This window comes from Pseudomonas fragariae (ex Marin et al. 2024) (assembly GCF_059621105.1).
The window spans coordinates 3,820,126-3,838,737 of record NZ_CM184369.1 but is presented as its reverse complement, the minus strand read 5'-3'; the positions used below and the strand labels follow the sequence as shown (position 1 = coordinate 3,838,737).

The 18,612-nt window shown below is 58.6% G+C and carries 17 protein-coding genes; 3 read left to right on the top strand and 14 right to left on the bottom strand.

Annotation, left to right across the window (positions count from 1 at the left end):
• Positions 1-101: 101 nt before the first annotated feature.
• From aceA to AC54XV_RS16375, 9 genes are all read right to left on the bottom strand, one after another.
• Positions 102-1,427: an isocitrate lyase gene (aceA, locus tag AC54XV_RS16415; RefSeq protein ID WP_011268275.1), complete on the bottom strand. Its 1,326-nt coding sequence runs from the start codon at positions 1,425-1,427 to the stop codon at positions 102-104.
• 528 nt (positions 1,428-1,955) lie between these two features.
• Entirely contained in the window at positions 1,956-2,699 is a 744-nt protein-coding gene (locus AC54XV_RS16410; protein WP_003405102.1) for a secretin N-terminal domain-containing protein, read from the bottom strand.
• A gap of 186 nt (positions 2,700-2,885) precedes the next feature.
• On the bottom strand, positions 2,886-3,308 hold the full coding sequence (locus AC54XV_RS16405) for a GNAT family N-acetyltransferase (protein WP_003405100.1): 423 nt from the start codon (positions 3,306-3,308) through the stop codon (positions 2,886-2,888).
• Positions 3,301-4,467, bottom strand: coding sequence for a ribosomal protein uL16 3-hydroxylase (locus AC54XV_RS16400; RefSeq protein ID WP_003405098.1), 1,167 nt, complete (start codon positions 4,465-4,467; stop codon positions 3,301-3,303). Before AC54XV_RS16400 ends, AC54XV_RS16405 begins: the two co-directional genes overlap by 8 nt.
• A gap of 60 nt (positions 4,468-4,527) precedes the next feature.
• Positions 4,528-5,898, bottom strand: coding sequence for an adenylosuccinate lyase (purB, locus tag AC54XV_RS16395; protein WP_129398261.1), 1,371 nt, complete (start codon positions 5,896-5,898; stop codon positions 4,528-4,530).
• Positions 5,899-6,029: 131 nt separating this feature from the next.
• A complete protein-coding gene (hflD, locus tag AC54XV_RS16390; RefSeq protein ID WP_003405097.1) occupies positions 6,030-6,650 on the bottom strand; it encodes a high frequency lysogenization protein HflD in 621 nt (206 codons plus the stop codon).
• Positions 6,650-7,780: a tRNA 2-thiouridine(34) synthase MnmA gene (mnmA, locus tag AC54XV_RS16385; protein WP_011268273.1), complete on the bottom strand. Its 1,131-nt coding sequence runs from the start codon at positions 7,778-7,780 to the stop codon at positions 6,650-6,652. The genes hflD and mnmA overlap by 1 nt, the downstream gene beginning before the upstream one ends.
• A gap of 60 nt (positions 7,781-7,840) precedes the next feature.
• Positions 7,841-8,287, bottom strand: a complete 447-nt coding sequence (locus tag AC54XV_RS16380) for an NUDIX hydrolase (RefSeq protein ID WP_011268272.1) — start codon at positions 8,285-8,287, stop codon at positions 7,841-7,843.
• Positions 8,288-8,330: 43 nt separating this feature from the next.
• On the bottom strand, positions 8,331-9,236 hold the full coding sequence (locus tag AC54XV_RS16375; RefSeq protein ID WP_011268271.1) for a LysR family transcriptional regulator: 906 nt from the start codon (positions 9,234-9,236) through the stop codon (positions 8,331-8,333).
• Between the two features lie 300 nt (positions 9,237-9,536).
• On the opposite strand from AC54XV_RS16375, the gene AC54XV_RS16370 reads away from it, so the two are divergent.
• Positions 9,537-10,418: an alpha/beta fold hydrolase gene (locus tag AC54XV_RS16370; protein WP_003405090.1), complete on the top strand. Its 882-nt coding sequence runs from the start codon at positions 9,537-9,539 to the stop codon at positions 10,416-10,418.
• Positions 10,419-10,570: 152 nt separating this feature from the next.
• On the opposite strand, the gene AC54XV_RS16365 is transcribed toward AC54XV_RS16370, so the two are convergent.
• Together AC54XV_RS16365 and cspD are read right to left on the bottom strand one after the other, a co-directional pair.
• Positions 10,571-12,793: an NADP-dependent isocitrate dehydrogenase gene (locus tag AC54XV_RS16365; RefSeq protein WP_011268270.1), complete on the bottom strand. Its 2,223-nt coding sequence runs from the start codon at positions 12,791-12,793 to the stop codon at positions 10,571-10,573.
• 617 nt (positions 12,794-13,410) lie between these two features.
• Positions 13,411-13,695 carry a cold shock domain-containing protein CspD gene (cspD, locus tag AC54XV_RS16360; protein ID WP_024639673.1) on the bottom strand — a complete coding sequence of 95 codons (285 nt, stop codon included), beginning with the start codon at positions 13,693-13,695 and terminating at the stop codon, positions 13,411-13,413.
• Positions 13,696-13,914: 219 nt separating this feature from the next.
• Between cspD and clpS the strand changes: the two genes are divergently transcribed.
• Both clpS and clpA read left to right on the top strand, forming a co-directional pair.
• Positions 13,915-14,277, top strand: a complete 363-nt coding sequence (gene clpS / locus AC54XV_RS16355; protein ID WP_003405085.1) for an ATP-dependent Clp protease adapter ClpS — start codon at positions 13,915-13,917, stop codon at positions 14,275-14,277.
• A gap of 30 nt (positions 14,278-14,307) precedes the next feature.
• Complete coding sequence (gene clpA, locus AC54XV_RS16350) at positions 14,308-16,581, top strand: ATP-dependent Clp protease ATP-binding subunit ClpA (protein WP_003317954.1); 2,274 nt, start codon at positions 14,308-14,310, stop codon at positions 16,579-16,581.
• Positions 16,582-16,698: 117 nt separating this feature from the next.
• Here clpA and infA read toward each other — a convergent pair whose 3' ends face one another.
• The 3 genes from infA to aat all read right to left on the bottom strand — a co-directional run bounded on the left by infA (position 16,699) and on the right by aat (position 18,464).
• The gene (infA, locus tag AC54XV_RS16345; protein WP_002553999.1) at positions 16,699-16,917 is read right to left on the bottom strand and encodes a translation initiation factor IF-1; all 219 of its coding nucleotides are present in this window, start codon (positions 16,915-16,917) and stop codon (positions 16,699-16,701) included.
• Between the two features lie 101 nt (positions 16,918-17,018).
• Entirely contained in the window at positions 17,019-17,726 is a 708-nt protein-coding gene (locus AC54XV_RS16340; RefSeq protein ID WP_003405082.1) for an arginyltransferase, read from the bottom strand.
• A 48-nt stretch (positions 17,727-17,774) separates the two neighbouring features.
• Positions 17,775-18,464 (bottom strand): leucyl/phenylalanyl-tRNA--protein transferase, encoded by a 690-nt coding sequence (aat, locus tag AC54XV_RS16335; RefSeq protein WP_003405081.1) that lies wholly within the window; start codon positions 18,462-18,464, stop codon positions 17,775-17,777.
• Between the last annotated feature and the right edge of the window lie 148 nt (positions 18,465-18,612).

Below are 18,612 nucleotides of genomic sequence, written 5' to 3'. Positions count from 1 at the left end.
CGGCAACTGCATATTGTCCGAAGTCAATACCGGAACCCTCTGACACAACAGACAGACCGCCCTTACGGACGGCCTGTATTTTCAACGCGTTGCGCGGTGTGTCAGTGGAATTGCTCTTCTTCGGTTGAGCCGGTCAGTGCGGTTACCGACGATACGCCACCCTGGATCACGGTCGTCATGTCATCGAAATAGCCCGTGCCCACTTCCTGCTGGTGAGCCACGAAGGTGTAGCCCTTGGCAGCGTCGGCGAACTCCTGTTCCTGCAGCTTCACATAGGCGGTCATGTCATTGCGGGCGTAGTCGTGCGCCAGGTTGAACATGCTGTGCCACATGTTGTGAATGCCCGCCAGGGTGATGAACTGGTGCTTGTAGCCCATGGCCGAGAGCTCGCGCTGAAACCTGGCGATGGTTGCGTCGTCGAGGTTTTTCTTCCAGTTGAAGGACGGCGAGCAGTTGTAGGACAGCAACTGATCGGGGTATTGCTTTTTGATCGCTTCGGCGAAGCGGCGTGCCTCGTCGAGGTCCGGCCTGGCTGTTTCGCACCAGATCAGATCAGCGTAAGGCGCGTACGCCAGGCCGCGCGCGATGGCCTGATCGAGGCCGGCGCGAACCTTGTAGAACCCCTCATGGGTTCGTTCGCCGGTCACGAATGGCTTGTCGTACGGATCGCAATCGGATGTCAGCAAGTCGGCAGCGTTGGCGTCAGTCCGGGCCAGAATGATGGTCGGTACACCGGCCACGTCGGCGGCCAGGCGTGCAGCGACCAGTTTCTGTATGGCTTCCTGAGTCGGGACCAGTACCTTGCCGCCCATGTGGCCGCATTTCTTCACCGACGCCAGTTGATCTTCGAAGTGCACCCCGGCGGCGCCGGCTTCGATCATGCTTTTCATCAGCTCATAGGCATTGAGTACGCCGCCGAATCCGGCTTCCGCATCTGCGACGATCGGAGCGAAGTAGTCGATGTAGCCTTCGTCACCCGGCGCCTTGCCGGCTTTCCACTGGATCTGGTCGGCACGGCGGAACGAGTTGTTGATGCGCTTGACCACGGTCGGCACCGAGTCGACCGGGTACAGCGACTGATCCGGGTACATGGACTCGGCAGAGTTGTTGTCGGCAGCGACCTGCCAGCCGGACAGGTAGATGGCCTGAATGCCGGCCTTGACCTGCTGCACGGCCTGGCCACCGGTGAGGGCGCCCATGCAATTGACGAAATCCTTGTCCGGCCGGAAGGACGGTTTGGCACCCTGGGTCACCAGATTCCACAGCTTGTCTGCACCCAGTCGTGCAAAGGTGTGTTCGGGTTGAACCGAGCCGCGCAGGCGGACCACATCTGCAGCGGAGTAAGTACGGGTCACGTTTGTCCAGCGCGGATTTTCAGCCCAGTCTTTCTCGAGAGCCGCTATTTGTTGTTCGCGTGTCAGTGCCATGGTGATAAACCTCTAGAAGTAGGTCTCGCTGGAAAGTCCTGCTCCGCCAAAACGCCTCGTTTATCGAAGGCACGGTAGATGGCTGCTCGCTGATCCGGGGTTTTGCTTGAAGCCGCACGTTACGTGGGTCGCGACGGGTGAACGATGTGCTCGAGGGGAGAGCGGGCGTCCGGACAGGAGGCTGTCAGGTGGACAGTCGGACCTGCAGTGGCGTTGTGCATCACCGTTGGCCTTGCCGGGTTACCGTTTACGCTTCCGTCCCTCGGGACAACTTCGTTCCAGTCGCAACCTCGTCAAACTGCCTTGTGGGCGGTGCGGACACGAATCGGCTCTGCGGGGTGATTGAGAGCGGCGACTCGAAGGCTTTTTGCAAAGCCTCTGATTAGCGGGAGCGAGGCAATCATGCCTCGCACTTCTGGGGGCGTCAAACGTTTTGTAGTGCTTTTTTTAAATCACTACATATTTGTGAGAAGTCGACCGGCCAGTCATCAAAAGGCCCGTAAGTATTGGGTTTTCAGCCCGGGCAGGCTATTCGAGGGTTTCAACCTTTACGCGCAAAATCATGTCGTCGCGACCCTGGGTGGAATAGCGCTGCGCCAGGCCACTCTGATCAGCGACGGATTCGTTGCTGTTGCTCGCCAGCGTGATCCATTCGCCGAGCCTACCGCTGACCTGGCTGTCGGTACTTTGCACCTTGATAGCGTCAGGGCGCTCTTGGCTCATGCGATCATGATTGGTGCTGATGCTCAGGTGAACCGTGTCGCCGGTCACGCTGGCCGTGACGTAGAACCCTTGGGTTACGTTGCGGTACTCGGTGTCGCTTCGGGAGTATCCGTACGTGTCCGTGGAGGAGGAGGTCAGCGGTACGCTCTGGCCAACCTGGATGAGTGCAGGAGTGCCTTCGCTGGTTTGCACTTGTTGCACGCCGCCTTCACGGCTGGCGGTACCGTACTCGATCACTCGCGAGCCGCTGCTGCTGCGCGTCGCGCTGTCGCTGGTGTCGACGCTGATCAGCAAGCGTTTCGGCGCGGTATCGAGTTGCGAGATCAAGGTGCGAAGTTCTTCGATCTTGCGGGACTCTGCGTTCACGATCAGTTGATTGCCATAGGCGCTGACGGTGCCTTCGTCGCCCAGAAAGGATTTGGCGACCGGCAACAGATCGGCACTGGTGCGGTAGTTGAGCGGGACGACTTCAGTCGCCGCAAAGACGTGAGCGCTGAAGGCGATCAGCATCGAGGTGAGCGCTGCATTGAGCAAGTTGCGTACTGACATGTTCATTCTCCGCGGTAAGCGCGTAAAGCATGATTGTGCCACTGTGTCGGCTGCAGGCAATCAAGCTGAATGGTCAGGCATAAAAAAGCCCTGCCGCTTTTCGGTTCGACCTTGAGAGGGTCTAGCGAAAAAGGGCAGGGCGATCATTATGTAGTGCCGCGGTGAGCGCCTACATAACGGCGTTGATCACGCTTCGCGGAGCATATCGACGTGTGGCAGGCCGGCTTCGAGAAACTCGTCGCTGATAACCGAAAAGCCGAAGCGCTGATAAAACTCGACGGCCTGCACCTGAGCGCTCAGCTTGAGCGGCTTGAGGCCACGCTGTTCGGCTTCATGGATCACGGCATCCAACAGAGCCTCACCGACCTTCAGGCCACGCCAGTCTCTCAGGACTGACAGGCGACCGATCTCGCCATCGGGCAGCAGTCGGGCAGTGCCCACCGCATATTCACCCTCGTACGCAAGAAAGTGCACGGCACCTGCGTCTTCGGCATCCCACTCCAGTTCCGGCGGCACCGATTGTTCGGCAATGAATACCGAATCGCGTATGCGCCGGATATCGGCGTTGTTCTTCTGCCATTGGGCGACAGCTACAGTGACTTTATTCATCGGCAAATCCCAGGCTTCCTTGTTTTACGAGTTCGCAAAGCAAATTGCGCCCCTCGTCATCGGCCAACCATTGGCCGAGGTTTTCGCTGTGCAACGCATCGGCGGCACAGATCAGTTTGAGCAGGTCACGCAGGCTGCCCGGCAGCAGGCGGCTCTGGCCACTGGCAAACAGTAGCAGATCGTCATCGACTTCAGACCAGGCCAGCCGTGCGCTCGGGTTGCGAATCAGCACCGCGCCCTGCTCGAGGCTGTCGAGCAGGTCCTGTTCGTCGAGCTCGGGGCCGGTTACCAGTTCCGGGTAGCGCGGCTCGGTCATGAACTGGCCGAACCAGGTCAGCAGCAGGCGTTCGTCACTCATGTGCTCGGCCAGCAGCGTTTTCAGGCGATCGAGCGCGTCATGCTGGATCTGATGGGGGTCGCTGACCGGCTGGGCATCAGCATCGGTATAGCGCTCTTCGTCCGGGATAAACTGGCTGAGGAAGTCGGTGAAGTGAGTCAGGACTTCGGCAGCGCTTGGCGCCCGGAAACCGACCGAGTAGGTCAGGCAGTCGTCGACGGCGACGCCGCAGTGCGCCAGGCGCGGCGGCAGATAAAGCATGTCGCCCGGTTCCAGCGTCCACTCTTCGGTCTTCTCGAATTCGGCAAGGATGCGCAGATCGGCATGCTGCAGCAGCGGGCTTTCCGCATCGCACATCTGGCCGATCTGCCAGTGGCGTTTGCCGTGTCCCTGCAGCAGGAACACATCATAGTTGTCGAAATGCGGACCTACGCTGCCGCCAGGGGCTGCGTAGCTGATCATCACGTCGTCAATCCGCCAGCTGGGCAGAAAACGGAAGTTTTCCAGCAGCTCGCTGACCTCCGGAACGAATTGGTCCACGGCCTGGACCAGCAGCGTCCAGTCGCGCTCGGGCAGTTTGCTGAACTCGTCTTCAGCGAACGGGCCACGGCGCAGCTCCCACGGACGCTCGCCGTTTTCGATGACCAGGCGCGACTCCACTTCTTCTTCCAGGGCGAGGCCGGCAAGCTCGTCCGCGTCGATCGGGCTTTGAAAGTCCGGCAGAGCCTGGCGGATCAGCAGCGGTTTTTTCTGCCAGTAGTCACGCAGGAAAACGCGAGCACTGATGCCGCCCAGAAGTTGTAGAGGAATATCAGGATTCATGTGTAAGCCCTTGAAATGAAAACGCCCGGCACAGCCGGGCGTGTGCAATTTTTTTGCGTGTCAGATGCGCTTGGCCTGAGCGGCTGCGTTACCGATGTAATTGGCTGGCGTGAGCTTCTTGAGCTCGGCCTTGGCTTCGGCGGGCATATCCAGACCGTCGATGAAAGTCTGCAACGCTTCAGGACCGATGCCCTTGCCGCGGGTCAGTTCTTTCAGTTTTTCGTACGGGTTTTCGATGTTGTACCGACGCATGACAGTCTGAATCGGCTCTGCCAGAACTTCCCAGCATGCGTCCAGATCGGCGGCAATGCGCTGTTCGTTCAGTTCCAGCTTGCTGATGCCCTTGAGACTGGCTTCGTAGGCAATGACGCTGTGGGCAAAGCCGACGCCCAGGTTGCGCAGCACGGTGGAGTCGGTCAGGTCACGCTGCCAGCGAGAGACAGGCAGCTTGCTCGCCAGATGCTGGAACAGTGCGTTGGCGATGCCCAGGTTGCCTTCGGAGTTTTCGAAGTCGATCGGGTTGACCTTGTGCGGCATGGTCGAGGAGCCGATTTCGCCAGCGATGGTGCGCTGTTTGAAATAGCCCAGCGAGATGTAGCCCCAGATGTCACGGTCGAAGTCGATCAGGATGGTGTTGAAGCGCGCAATGGCATCGAACAGCTCGGCAATGTAGTCGTGCGGTTCGATCTGCGTGGTGTAGGGGTTGAAGCCCAGGCCCAGTTCGTCTTCGATGAAGGCGCGCGCGTTGGCTTCCCAGTCGATGTCTGGGTAGGCAGAGAGGTGGGCATTGTAGTTGCCGACTGCGCCGTTGATCTTGCCGAGCAACGGGACCGCCGCGATCTGGCTGATCTGGCGCTCGAGGCGGTAGACGACGTTGGCCAGTTCCTTGCCCAGTGTGGTCGGGGAGGCGGGCTGGCCGTGGGTGCGGGACAGCATCGGCACGTCTGCGAAGCGAATCGCCAGCTCGCGGATAGCGTCGGCGATCTGGCGCATCAGCGGCAGCACGACAGTGTCGCGGCCCTCGCGCAGCATCAATGCGTGAGACAGGTTGTTGATGTCTTCGCTGGTGCAGGCGAAGTGGATGAACTCACTGACCTTTTCCAGCTCTGGCAATTTGGCAGCCTGCTCCTTGAGCAGATACTCCACAGCCTTCACGTCATGATTGGTGGTGCGCTCGATTTCCTTGACGCGCTCGGCATGCTCCACGGAGAAGTCTTCAGCCAGGGCATTTAGGATGGCGTTGGCTTGCGCGGAGAAGGCCGGGACTTCGGTGATCTGCGGGTGAGCCGCAAGACGCTGGAGCCAGCGAACTTCAACCATCACGCGGAAACGGATCAGGCCGTATTCGCTGAAAATAGGGCGCAAGGCCTGGGTTTTGCCGGCGTAGCGGCCATCAACAGGGGAAACCGCAGTGAGCGAAGAAAGCTGCATGGGATGCTCTCGGACAGTCGGGCGACGAAAAGGGCGCATATCATACATGAAAAGTCAGTCGGACCGGAGCCCGCTGACCAGCGTAGACAGCGTCGTGCCTGGGGTGGTGAAGGTCATTGGCGCGCGGCGGGTCAGCCGTGCAGCAATGGATAGAGTTCTTTCAACAACTTGCGGCGGCTGAACACCAGTTGCCAGCGATGACCGCCAACTTGCCGCCACAGCCGGGCAGAGCGAATACCGGCCAGCAGAATGCCGCGAATCTTCGAGGCATTGTTCGGCTGCTGCAGGTTGCGCATGTCGCCTTGTACCTGAATGCGCTGGCGCAAGGTGCTCAGGGTGTCCTGATACAGTGCGCCGGTCGCGGCAATCACGTTCTCGTGGGCGATGCCGAAATGCTCGACCTGGGACTGAATGACCGGAATGCGTTTGCCGATTACTTCAAGCAGGTCATCGCGCTTGGCCAACTGGCGTTCAAGGCCGAGCATCGACAGGGCGTAGCGCAACGGTTCGCGTTGCAAGGTTGCCGGGTCACGCTCCAGGGCGCTGGCCATGGCGCGATAGCCTTCGTGCAGATTGAGGTCGTCGCCGCCGTAAACGTCAAGCGTATCCTTGGGGTCGACCACCAGCAGGCTGCCGAGCATGCAGCTCAGGGCCGCTTCGCTGATCTGACCGGTCTTGGCGATCCGGTCGACCAGCACGGCGGCCTGGAATACACCGCCCAGAGCGATCAGTTGTTCCTGAGTCGGGCTCATCAACGCTTGTCCTTGGTGGTCCAGGGTTCGGCAATTTCGATCACGCCGCCGCCCAGACAGATTTCGCCGTCGTAGAACACCACGGACTGGCCGGGGGTGACGGCGCGTTGTGGGTCATCGAATGTGGCGCGGTAACCGTCAGCGGTCTTTTCCAGCGTGCATGGCTGGTCGCCCTGGCGGTAACGGACCTTCGCGGTGAGCCTGCGCGGGCTGCTCAGATCGATCGGGTTGACCCAATAGATTTCCGAAGAGACCAGCGCACGGGAAAACAGCCAGGGATGATCGTTGCCCTGGCCGACGATCAGTTCATTGTTTTCCAGGTCCTTGACCAGCACGTACCACGGATCGTCGCTGGCGTCCTTGAGACCGCCAATGCCCAGGCCCTGACGCTGGCCGATGGTGTGGTACATCAGGCCGCTGTGACGACCGATGACTTCGCCTTCGGTGGTCTTGATCTCACCGGGCTGGGCAGGCAGGTACTGACGCAGAAAGTCGGTGAAGCGGCGCTCGCCAATGAAGCAGATGCCGGTGGAATCCTTCTTCTTGGCAGTGGCCAGGCCGTGCTTTTCGGCAATGGCACGCACTTCCGGTTTTTCCAGCTCGCCAACTGGGAACAGCGTGCGGGCAATCTGCTCGCCGCCAACGGCGTGCAGGAAGTAGCTCTGGTCCTTGTTCGGGTCCAGGCCTTTGAGCAGTTCGGTACGTCCATCGATATCGCGGCGACGTACGTAATGACCGGTAGCAATAAGGTCGGCGCCGAGCATCAGTGCGTAGTCGAGAAACGCCTTGAACTTGATTTCGCGGTTACACAGGATGTCCGGATTCGGCGTGCGCCCGGCCTTGTACTCTTCGAGGAAGTGCTCGAAAACGTTGTCCCAGTACTCGGCTGCGAAGTTCGCCGTGTGCAGCTTGATGCCGATCTTGTCGCACACGGCCTGGGCATCTGCCAGGTCTTCGCGGGCGGTGCAGTATTCCGTTCCGTCGTCTTCTTCCCAGTTCTTCATGAACAAGCCTTCCACCTGATAACCCTGCTCCATGAGCAGTACGGCGGAAACGGAAGAGTCCACGCCGCCGGACATGCCGACTATGACGCGCTTCATTTCTGAGTTCGAGGGGGCTGGATCACGCATGGGGATTCAACGGCTGACCTGTAAAAGGACGCGATTCTATCAGGCTGAGGGCGTCGAGTCTCACGCCTTGTCGCGCAGCAGGTCGAGACTGAAACGTTCGCCATCGAGGTAGTCGTCCAGGCAACGCAATACCAACTCGCTGCGCCAGCGCTCCTGCTGGGCCACCAGTTCATCGCGAGTCAGCCAGACTGCGCCGACGATGCCTTCATCGAGTTGATATTCCGGATGGTGGCGCAGGGCCTTGGCGGCAAAGCAGATTCGCTGGTAGGTCACGCCATTGCTCGGCGCGGTGTACAGGTAGATGCCCACCACGCTGCTCAATTCGACGTCCCAGCCGGTTTCTTCCAGGGTTTCACGCACGGCGGCGCGTTGCAGGCTTTCGTTCGGGTCGAGGTGCCCGGCGGGTTGGTTGAGTACGGCGCGTCCGCCTTTGATTTCTTCGACAAAAAGAAAGCGGCCTTGATCTTCGACGATGGTGGCGACGGTAACGTGGGCTTGCCAGGTCATGATAATGGGGCTCCTTGCAGGGGATTGAGTCAGCCTTAGCAGCTTATGGGTGTTCGAACTGCAGATCATGCCTCAGCGCGCTGACGCAGAAGTCCACAAAGGCTCGCACTTTGGATGAGCGACGACGGCCCTCCAGGTAAACAACGTGAACCGGTTCCGGCATTATTTCGAACGTGTCCAGAACACACTTGAGCCTGCCTTCCTGCAGGTGCTCGCGTATCTGATAGTACGGCACCTGGGTCAGTCCCCAGTCCTGCAATGCTGCGCTGATAGCCGCCTGATACGACGTCAGGCTGAGTCTCGATGCGACGTCTACTGAGTAATGCTTGTCGTCGATCCGGAAAAGCCAGTGAGGCGAGCGTTCGGCGGTGCTGGTCGAAACTGTCGAATGCTGTCGCAAATCGTCGGGATGCTGCGGAACTCCGTGCTTTTCGAGATAGCCAGGGGATGCGCAAACCATACGCCGCACGCTACCTGTCTGGATTGCGGTAAGAGACGAATCGGGCAGGGTGCCGATCCTGACGGCCACGTCGACGCCCTCATCGAGCATGGACACGACCCGGTCGACCAGAATGGCACGGATGTCCACAGCCGGAAACCGCTCGAGAAAGCTCGTCATTACGGGCACGACATGCAGCGCGCCGAACATCTGAGGTGCGGTGACCGTCAGCAGGCCGCCTGGCAACGCATGCAAGCCGCCCGCCGCGCTTTCAGCCTCATCAAGGTCGGCAAGCAGTCGGCGGCAATCTGCGGCGAAGCGCTGGCCCGCCTCGGTGAGCCGCATGTTGCGAGTGGTGCGCACCACCAGAAGGATGCCCAGGCGACTCTCCAGACTCGCGACAGCCCGGGTTACCGTGGCGGTCGACAGGCCAAAGTGGCGGGCTACCCCGGCAAAACTGGTTTGCTCGGCAAGTCCGGCAAAAAGCGTCATTTCCTGAATACGGTCCATGGTCCGCCTGCCTGCCACGAGAGATGTGGAGTCGTATCAGTATTTCAGAAATTGAAATGGTGAATTGATTTTTACGGTGATTCTGCAGCTTACATGCAATGACTAGGATAGCAACTCATTCATCCAGCCCGGTCAGACTCTCCTATGAAAAATTTCGGTTCAGTCGACGCTGAAAACGCCCCATCCGGTGTCAGTCGGCGCAAGGTTTTACAAGCGTCCGCGATAGGCGCTGCTTCTGCTCTCGGGGCGTCGTTGGTGAGCGCCGCTTCTGCAAGCAATAAACCTCTCAGGGAAAATGCAATGAACAGTGATGATGCTTTCCGCGTGACGTTTCACACTCAGCAGGTAGGAGACGTAAATGTGTTCTATCGCGAAGTCGGACCCAGGGACGCCCCGGTGCTTCTGCTGCTCCATGGGTTTCCGAGTTCCAGCCACATGTTTCGTGACCTGATGCCATTGTTGGCGAGTCAGTACCGCCTGATCGCTCCCGATCTGCCCGGTTTCGGCAATACCAAAGCACCACCGCGCGGGCAGTTCGATTACACATTCGAAAACCTTTACACGGTGATCGAGGGCTTTACCGAGGCACTGGGCCTGAAGAAATACGCGTTATACCTATTCGACTATGGCGCACCGACAGGCTTGCGGCTCGCAGCGGCGAACCCGGAGAAGGTTACTGCAATCATCAGTCAGAACGGCAATGCCTATCTGGAAGGATTCAGCGATCAATGGGGCCCGTGGCAAGCCTATTGGCGCGAGCCTTCGGCAGCCAATCGCGAAGCCTGTCGCGCCTCGTTGTCACCGCAAGTCATCCGGGACTGGCAATACGGTACGGGAGCCGATCCTGAAAAGCTTTCTCCCGATGGCTACAACCTCGACATCCTGTATATGGCGCGGCCGGGCGCAGAGGAAATCCAGCTTGACCTGATTCTTGACTACCGCAGTAACGTAGCGGCTTACCCCTCGTTTCAGGAATACCTGCGCAAATATCAGCCTCCCTTGCTGGCGGTCTGGGGCAAGCACGATCCGGCGTTTATACCTCCGGGCGCGCATGCTTATCGCAAGGACGTCCCGGCTGCTGAGGTGCATCTGCTGGATGCAGGGCACTTTGCATTGGAAACACACGCGCCGGAGGTCGCCGAATACATTCGCGACTTTCTTTCGCGCACGCTGAAAGGCTGAGCGGAGTGGTGGTGTGCTTGAGCAGGCATCTCCCTGGTGCCCGGGCTTACACAGGTAGCTGACATTTTCCATGGATAAAAAAATCCCCGGCAACAGGCCGGGGATTTTTTTGTGAGACGGTGCATTTTTTATGCGCCGCCTTGGATTGCCTCTTACAGCGCGGCGATGGCCGCGTTGAGCGTGGCGCTCGGGCGCATGGCCTTGCTGGTGACTTCCGGGTTAGGGAAGTAGTAGCCGCCAATGTCCACCGGCTTGCCCTGAACGGCGTTCAGCTCGGCAACGATTTTTTCTTCGTTGTCGGTCAGGGTCTTGGCCAGCGGCGCGAACTGCGCCTTGAGGTCTGCGTCGTCGTTCTGAGCAGCCAGTGCCTGGGCCCAGAACAGGGTCAGGTAGAAGTGGCTGCCGCGGTTATCGATACCGCCGACCTTGCGCGAAGGCGACTTGTTACGGTCCAGGAACTCGCCAGTGGCCTGATCGAGGGTCTTGGACAGAACCAGCGCTTTCGGATTGTTGTAGGCATGGCCCAGATGCTCGAGGGACGCCGCCAGGGCCAGGAATTCGCCCAGCGAATCCCAGCGCAGGAAGTTTTCCTCGACGAACTGCTGCACGTGCTTCGGAGCCGAACCACCGGCGCCTGTTTCGAACAGACCGCCGCCGTTCATCAGCGGAACGATCGACAGCATCTTCGCGCTGGTGCCCAGTTCCATGATCGGGAACAGGTCAGTCAGGTAGTCGCGCAGAACGTTGCCGGTCACCGAAATGGTGTCCTTGCCTGCGCGCGTGCGTTCCAGGGTCAGCTTCATCGCGTCGACAGGTGACAGGATCTGGATATCCAGGCCCGAGGTGTCGTGGTCGCCCAGGTACTTGCGCACTTTTTCGATCATCACGCTGTCGTGGGCGCGGGATGAGTCCAGCCAGAAGATAGCCGGGGTGTTGCTGGCGCGGGCACGGTTGACGGCCAGTTTCACCCAGTCCTGGATCGGTGCGTCCTTCGCCTGGCACATGCGCCAGATATCGCCGGCTTCGACGTTCTGTTCCATCAGCAGGTTGCCCTGGATGTCGGTTACGCGAACCACGCCGTTGGTCTGAATGTGGAACGTCTTGTCGTGGGAGCCATACTCTTCGGCCTTCTGAGCCATCAGGCCGACGTTCGGTACGCTGCCCATGGTGGTCGGGTCGAATGCGCCATTTTTCTTGCAGTCTTCGATGACCGCTTGATAGATGGTGGCGTAGCAGCGATCCGGAATGACGGCCTTGGCATCGTGCAACTGACCGTCTGTGCCCCACATCTTGCCGGAGTCACGGATCATTGCCGGCATCGAGGCGTCGACGATGACGTCGCTCGGCACGTGCAGGTTGGTGATGCCCTTGTCGGAATTGACCATCGCCAGCTGTGGGCGAACGGCGTAGACCGCTTCGATGTCAGCCTTGATCTCTGCCTGCTTGTCAGCGGGCAGGGCAGTGATGCGCTCGTATAGGTCGCCGATGCCGTTGTTCAGGCTGAAGCCGATCTGCTTGAGCGTATCAGCGTGCTTGGTCAGCGCATCCTTATAGAACTCGTCGACGATCTGGCCAAACATGATCGGGTCGGAGATCTTCATCATGGTGGCTTTCAAGTGCACCGAAAACAGCACGCCCTGCTTGCGGGCGTCTTCGATTTCGGCAGCAATGAAGCTGCGCAGGGCCTTGGCGCTCATGACCGAGCAGTCGACGACTTCGCCAGCCTTGACGGCGGTTTTTTCCTTCAGGACGGTGGTGGTGCCGTCCTGAGCGACGAGTTCGATCTTAACGGTATTGTCGGCCGCGATCTCGGCGGCTTTTTCGCTGCCGTAGAAGTCGCCGTTGCTCATGTGTGCAACGTGAGCCTTGGAGTCAGCCGACCAGGCGCCCATCTTGTGCGGGTGCTTGCGCGCATAATTCTTGACCGACAGCGGGGCGCGGCGATCGGAATTGCCTTCGCGCAGAACCGGGTTCACGGCGCTGCCCTTGGTCTTGTCGTAGCGTGCGCGGGTTTCTTTTTCCGCGTCAGTGGCAGGGTTTTCAGGGTAGTCAGGAATGTTGTAGCCCTGATTCTGAAGCTCCTTGATGGTCGCCTTCAATTGCGGGACCGAGGCGCTTATGTTAGGCAGCTTGATGATATTGGCCTCTGGCGTGGTAGCCAGTTTGCCCAGCTCGGCGAGATGATCCGGCACTTTTTTGTCGGCAAGCAATTCCGGGAAGCTGGAAAGAACACGGCCCGCCAGAGAAATGTCGCGTGTTTCCACGTCGATATCGGAGGTCGCTGTGAACGCTTCGATAATGGGCAGCAGGGAGTAGGTGGCGAGGGCCGGAGCTTCGTCGGTGAAGGTGTAGATGATCTTCGAGCGGTTGGACATTCGTATTAACTCTCTTTTGCTGAGCATGCACAAAATCTCGATACGCGCATTGTAGGCGCGCTTGCCCACGGTTCGGCCATGAGCCAGGTCGAGGTTTATTCGCGGTGATGTTGGGTGCATCAGTCGAGCGTCAAGCTGTCGGGTCAGGTAGCAGCCCGACGCATAAGGAAGGCCGAGGGTCAGAATCCAGACGGGTCGGCCTTGATGACTCTGCGGTCACGGCGCGAGTATATCAAACCATTGGCACCACGCATTAATGCTATGCGAGCTATCGAAAAATGAATATCCGCCGTTGGTCGAACGCGCGGTCTTTCAGGCCGGTGTCGGGAATGCTTGCATGTGGGCCTGCACGCCTTGAGGGGGGGATCAGATGGGGAAGGGCAGAGTTTCGTTGCTCAGGATGGCTCGGGATAAACGAAGTGAACGTTCTGGATTGGAGTCTGGGCATCCGCGGTGCAATAACCGCTAATACGATACCCCGGGGAGCGCGACGGGTATAAAGCAGACCAATGTCTCTGTCTCTTTACGTGTCCGGCAAAGCTCATTGCATGCTTCTGCCAATTCGGCGGGCTCTGATGGCTGCCGTTATACATCAACTGATTTTTTCAACACGAGCATCAGGCGTCCGCGTGAGCGTGGTCCTGCTGAAGCAGCGGCTGGGTATCTTTTGCCGGATCCTGCTTTTTTTCTTCCGAGCTGTTGATTTTTATCGCCTGAAGCCCTTTTGGGCCGTGGGCGACTTCAAATCTGACTTTCTGGCCAGCCTTGAGAGTTTTGTAACCGTCCATTTCGATGGCCGAGAAATGAACGAACAGATCCTCGTCACTCTTGCCTTCAGCGTTTATGAACCCAAACCCTTTTGCATTGTTGAACCACTTGACTTTTCCTTCAATCATCACCATCTCCCTCTGCAAAGGACTCCGTCAGGAGTATCATCCACTTCAATCCGCTCCCCACCCAAAAAAATTTTGGTTGACTGCGCGGACCCTTTTTACCCAATGTGGGCTCTATTGTTTGTAACACCGTTTAGCTGATAGTCAAGGTCATGTGGCAGCCCATTTAAAAACCGTCCAGACTGCGACTAAATTGCTCAATCCGCCCTCAAACGAACATTTCTTTCCATGCATGCATTCAGCAAGATTCGACTAACATTCAATCAGGATGATCCGCAGTCGCACGAGGACGACTCGGCGGGCATTGCGGTGCAGGACGCCAAGCCGACCCTGCAGGCGCCACCGATGTACAAGGTGGTTTTATTCAACGATGACTACACCCCGATGGATTTCGTCGTAGAAGTGCTCGAGGTGTTTTTTAACCTGAATCGTGAGCTGGCCACCAAAGTCATGCTGGCCGTCCATACAGAGGGACGGGCAGTCTGCGGATTGTTTACCCGCGACATCGCCGAGACCAAGGCAATGCAGGTCAATCAATACGCCAGGGAGAGCCAGCATCCGCTACTCTGTGAGATCGAGAAGGACGGTTAAACGCCGACCACTTGGGTATGAGGTGAAGCTATGTTAAACCGTGAGCTCGAAGTCACCCTCAATCTTGCCTTCAAGGAGGCACGTTCGAAGCGTCATGAGTTCATGACGGTCGAGCATCTCCTGCTGGCTCTATTGGATAATGAGGCTGCAGCCACTGTCCTGCGTGCCTGCGGCGCAAACCTCGATAAACTCAAGCATGATCTGCAGGAGTTCATCGACTCCACCACCCCGCTGATCCCCGTTCATGACGAGGATCGCGAGACACAACCGACGCTCGGGTTCCAGCGCGTGCTGCAACGGGCAGTCTTCCATGTGCAGAGCTCCGGCAAGCGCGAAGTGACCGGCGCCAACGTACTGGTTGCGATTTTCAGTGAGCAGGAAAGCCAGGCCGTATTTCTGCTTAAACAGCAGAGCGTGGCCCGGATCGATGTCGTCAACTATATCGCCCACGGTATCTCCAAGGTGCCAGGGCATGGCGAACACTCTTCTGAAGGTGAGCAGGATATGCAGGACGACGAGGGCGGTGAAGCATCTTCCTCAGGCAATCCTCTGGATGCCTATGCCAGCAATCTGAACGAGTTGGCGCGTCAGGGACGCATCGACCCACTGGTCGGCCGCGAAAGCGAAGTCGAGCGGGTGGCACAGATTCTGGCTCGTCGTCGCAAGAACAATCCTTTGCTGGTCGGTGAAGCGGGTGTCGGTAAAACGGCCATCGCCGAAGGTCTGGCCAAGCGCATCGTCGACAATCAGGTGCCTGACCTGCTTGCCAACAGCGTCGTCTACTCGCTCGACCTGGGCGCGTTGCTGGCCGGGACGAAATACCGCGGCGATTTCGAGAAGCGCTTCAAGGCGTTGCTCAACGAGCTGCGCAAGCGTCCCCAGGCGATCCTGTTCATTGACGAGATCCACACGATCATCGGTGCCGGCGCAGCTTCTGGCGGGGTAATGGATGCTTCCAACCTGCTCAAGCCGCTGCTGTCTTCCGGCGAGATTCGTTGCATCGGTTCGACCACCTTCCAGGAGTTTCGCGGGATTTTCGAGAAGGATCGTGCCTTGGCGCGTCGTTTCCAGAAAGTCGATGTGTCCGAGCCTTCGGTCGAGGACACCATCGGTATCCTGCGTGGCCTGAAAAGCCGTTTCGAGCAGCATCACAGTATCGAATACAGCGACGAAGCCCTGCGCGCTGCCGCCGAGCTTGCATCGCGCTACATCAACGACCGTCATATGCCTGACAAGGCCATTGACGTGATTGATGAAGCGGGTGCGTACCAGCGTCTGCAGCCGGTCGAAAAGCGCGCCAAACGTATCGATGTGCCCGAGGTTGAAGACATCGTTGCCAAGATCGCGCGTATTCCGCCAAAACACGTCAACAGCTCCGACAAGGAGCTGCTGCGTAACCTGGAGCGCGATCTCAAGCTCACTGTATTCGGACAGGATGCGGCGATCGACTCGTTGTCGACGGCGATCAAGCTGTCTCGCGCAGGTCTCAAGTCGCCTGACAAGCCGGTCGGTTCGTTCCTGTTCGCCGGTCCTACGGGCGTCGGCAAGACCGAGGCGGCTCGTCAGCTGGCCAAGGCACTGGGCGTCGAGTTGATCCGTTTCGACATGTCCGAGTATATGGAACGGCACACCGTTTCCCGTCTGATCGGCGCGCCTCCGGGCTATGTCGGTTTCGACCAGGGCGGTCTGCTGACCGAGGCCATTACCCGTCAGCCACATTGCGTGCTGTTGCTCGATGAAATCGAAAAGGCTCACCCGGAAGTCTTCAACCTGCTTCTGCAGGTGATGGACCACGGTACGCTGACCGACAACAACGGGCGCAAGGCGGACTTCCGCAATGTGATCGTGATCATGACCACCAACGCCGGGGCCGAGTCTGCTGCGCGGGCTTCGATCGGTTTCACGCATCAGGACCATTCGTCCGACGCGATGGAAGTGATCAAGAAGAGCTTCACGCCAGAGTTCCGCAACCGCCTGGATACCATCATTCAGTTCGGTCGCCTCAGCCACGAAGTCATCAAGAGTGTGGTCGACAAGTTCCTCACCGAGCTTCAGGCCCAGCTGGAAGACAAGCGCGTACTGCTCGAAGTGTCCGAGGCGGCGAGAAGCTGGCTGGCGCAGGGTGGTTACGATGCAGCAATGGGTGCCAGACCGATGGCTCGCCTGATTCAGGACAAGATCAAACGGCCACTCGCCGAAGAGATCCTGTTCGGCGAACTGTCAGAGCATGGCGGCGTGGTTCACATCGATATCAAGGACGGCGAGATCACCTTCGATTTCGAAACCACGGCGGAAATGGCCTGATGGCCGACGCCTCGCCCCGCATCATTGATCGATGCGGGGCAGGTCGAGGGCATCGGACGTAAAAAACAGGCATACAAAAACGCCCGGCTTATGCCGGGCGTTTTTGTTAATGCCTGTTTAACGAGCGCGGTAGGTGATGCGCCCTTTGCTCAGGTCGTAGGGCGTCAGCTCTACACGCACTTTGTCACCGGTCAGAATACGGATGTAGTTCTTGCGCATCTTGCCGGAGATATGCGCGGTTACGACGTGCCCGTTTTCCAACTCCACGCGAAACATGGTGTTGGGCAGGGTGTCGACGACAGTGCCTTCCATTTCGAAGCTGTCTTCTTTCGACATGCAGTAAAGCCCTCGGTATACAAATGAGTGGCCCGGTGCAAGTGGCGCCAGGCAAAAGCGGCGTGCATTGTGCCCGAAAAAACCAGTTTAAGCCAAGGGGTTCAATACAGAGTGACCCATCTTTGATTGGTGAGCAGCTCGATGGGGCGATATTGGGTCTTGTAATTCATCTTTTTGCAGTTCTTGATCCAGTAGCCCAGGTACACCGCCTGCAGTTGAAGTCTGGCAGCCTCGGCGATCTGCCACAAAATGGCGTAACGGCCCAGACTGCGGCGTTCTTCATCGGGTTCGTAGAACGTGTAGACCGCGGAAAGTCCGTTGGGCAGCAGGTCGGTGACGGCAACTGCCAGCAAACGTTGATCGACACGAAATTCGTAAAAGCGCGAAAAAGGCAGATCGCGAACCAGGAATGTCGAAAATTGCTCCTGGCTCGGCGGAAACATGTCGCCGTCAGCATGACGTTGTTCAATATAACGCTGATAAAGATCGAAGTATTCCTGAGTGAACGCGGGCTTGGCGCTTTGCACCTGAATGTCGACATTGCGTTTCAGAATGCGTTTTTGCTGACGGTCGGGTACGAAGAGGTTCACCGGAATGCGCGCAGGCACACAGGCACTGCAGTTCTGGCAGTGCGGGCGATAGAGATGGTCACCGCTGCGGCGAAACCCCATGTCCGACAAGTCAGCGTAGACCTGTACGTCCATCGGCTGGCTGGGGTCCAGAAACAGGGTCGTCGCCTGCTCTTCGGGCAGGTAACTGCAAGTGTGCGGTTGAGTGGCATAAAACTTCAGCCTCGCCAGCTCTGTCATGGTCGTCGCCTAATGGTGAATCCTTACCCATGAGTGTATGCCAGCCTGTCAAACTCGCCTAGCTGACCAGTCGGCGTCGGTCGGCTGATCCAGATGGCGGGACAGGTAATCGGCGAAGGTCTGCCGGGGAATGGAGCGCGCGCCGAAGCTATGCAAATGTTGCGTGGGCATCTGGCAGTCGATCAAGACAAATCCCCAGGCAGTCAAATGTTCCACCAGGGTGGCAAAACCGACTTTCGAGGCATTGTCTGCCCGGCTGAACATCGACTCGCCGAAAAACAGCTGGCCCATTGCCAGGCCGTACAGCCCGCCGACCAGCTCATCCTGATCCCAGACCTCGACGCTATGTGCGTGACCGCGGCGGTGCAGTTCGACATAGGCCGCCTGCATCGAGCCGGTTATCCAGGTTTCGTTGGCATAACTGCGAGGGGCGGCGCAGGCCTTGATCACGCTGGCGAAATCCTGATCGAAGGTCACCCGATAGCGCGACTGGCGCAGAACCTTGGCCAGGCTGCGCGAAATATGAAGTTCTTCGGGAAACAGCACCGTGCGCGGATCGGGAGACCACCAGAGAATCGGCTGCCCGTCCTGAAACCAAGGAAAGCAGCCGTGTCGATAGGCGCTGATCAGGCGATCGGCTGACAAGTCTCCGCCTGCGGCGAGCAAACCGTTGGGTTCACGGAGGGCTTTTTCCAATGGGGGAAAATCGAGGCTGTTGCGGTTCAACCAGGTCAGCATGGCATCACAACTTTACGGAAGGGGAGGGCGCACCTGTCTGTGAGTGCAACTCTGTGCGACAGGTGTGGTCACAAGCGGTTGTCATTATGGCGCGTACCTTGTGCATGCGGTAGGGCGCGAGCCGCGCAGCGGTCATGTGGCCGTTCAA

Bases quoted from the DNA above. Each gene is read 5' to 3' on its own strand.
- aceA (WP_011268275.1), bottom strand. From the start codon at position 1,427: ATGGCACTGACACGCGAACAACAAATAGCGGCTCTCGAGAAAGACTGG.
- AC54XV_RS16410 (WP_003405102.1), bottom strand. From the start codon at position 2,699: ATGTCAGTACGCAACTTGCTCAATGCAGCGCTCACCTCGATGCTGATC.
- AC54XV_RS16405 (WP_003405100.1), bottom strand. From the start codon at position 3,308: ATGAATAAAGTCACTGTAGCTGTCGCCCAATGGCAGAAGAACAACGCC.
- AC54XV_RS16400 (WP_003405098.1), bottom strand. From the start codon at position 4,467: ATGAATCCTGATATTCCTCTACAACTTCTGGGCGGCATCAGTGCTCGC.
- purB (WP_129398261.1), bottom strand. From the start codon at position 5,898: ATGCAGCTTTCTTCGCTCACTGCGGTTTCCCCTGTTGATGGCCGCTAC.
- hflD (WP_003405097.1), bottom strand. From the start codon at position 6,650: ATGAGCCCGACTCAGGAACAACTGATCGCTCTGGGCGGTGTATTCCAG.
- mnmA (WP_011268273.1), bottom strand. From the start codon at position 7,780: ATGCGTGATCCAGCCCCCTCGAACTCAGAAATGAAGCGCGTCATAGTC.
- AC54XV_RS16380 (WP_011268272.1), bottom strand. From the start codon at position 8,287: ATGACCTGGCAAGCCCACGTTACCGTCGCCACCATCGTCGAAGATCAA.
- AC54XV_RS16375 (WP_011268271.1), bottom strand. From the start codon at position 9,236: ATGGACCGTATTCAGGAAATGACGCTTTTTGCCGGACTTGCCGAGCAA.
- AC54XV_RS16370 (WP_003405090.1), top strand. From the start codon at position 9,537: ATGAACAGTGATGATGCTTTCCGCGTGACGTTTCACACTCAGCAGGTA.
- AC54XV_RS16365 (WP_011268270.1), bottom strand. From the start codon at position 12,793: ATGTCCAACCGCTCGAAGATCATCTACACCTTCACCGACGAAGCTCCG.
- cspD (WP_024639673.1), bottom strand. From the start codon at position 13,695: ATGGTGATGATTGAAGGAAAAGTCAAGTGGTTCAACAATGCAAAAGGG.
- clpS (WP_003405085.1), top strand. From the start codon at position 13,915: ATGCATGCATTCAGCAAGATTCGACTAACATTCAATCAGGATGATCCG.
- clpA (WP_003317954.1), top strand. From the start codon at position 14,308: ATGTTAAACCGTGAGCTCGAAGTCACCCTCAATCTTGCCTTCAAGGAG.
- infA (WP_002553999.1), bottom strand. From the start codon at position 16,917: ATGTCGAAAGAAGACAGCTTCGAAATGGAAGGCACTGTCGTCGACACC.
- AC54XV_RS16340 (WP_003405082.1), bottom strand. From the start codon at position 17,726: ATGACAGAGCTGGCGAGGCTGAAGTTTTATGCCACTCAACCGCACACT.
- aat (WP_003405081.1), bottom strand. From the start codon at position 18,464: ATGCTGACCTGGTTGAACCGCAACAGCCTCGATTTTCCCCCATTGGAA.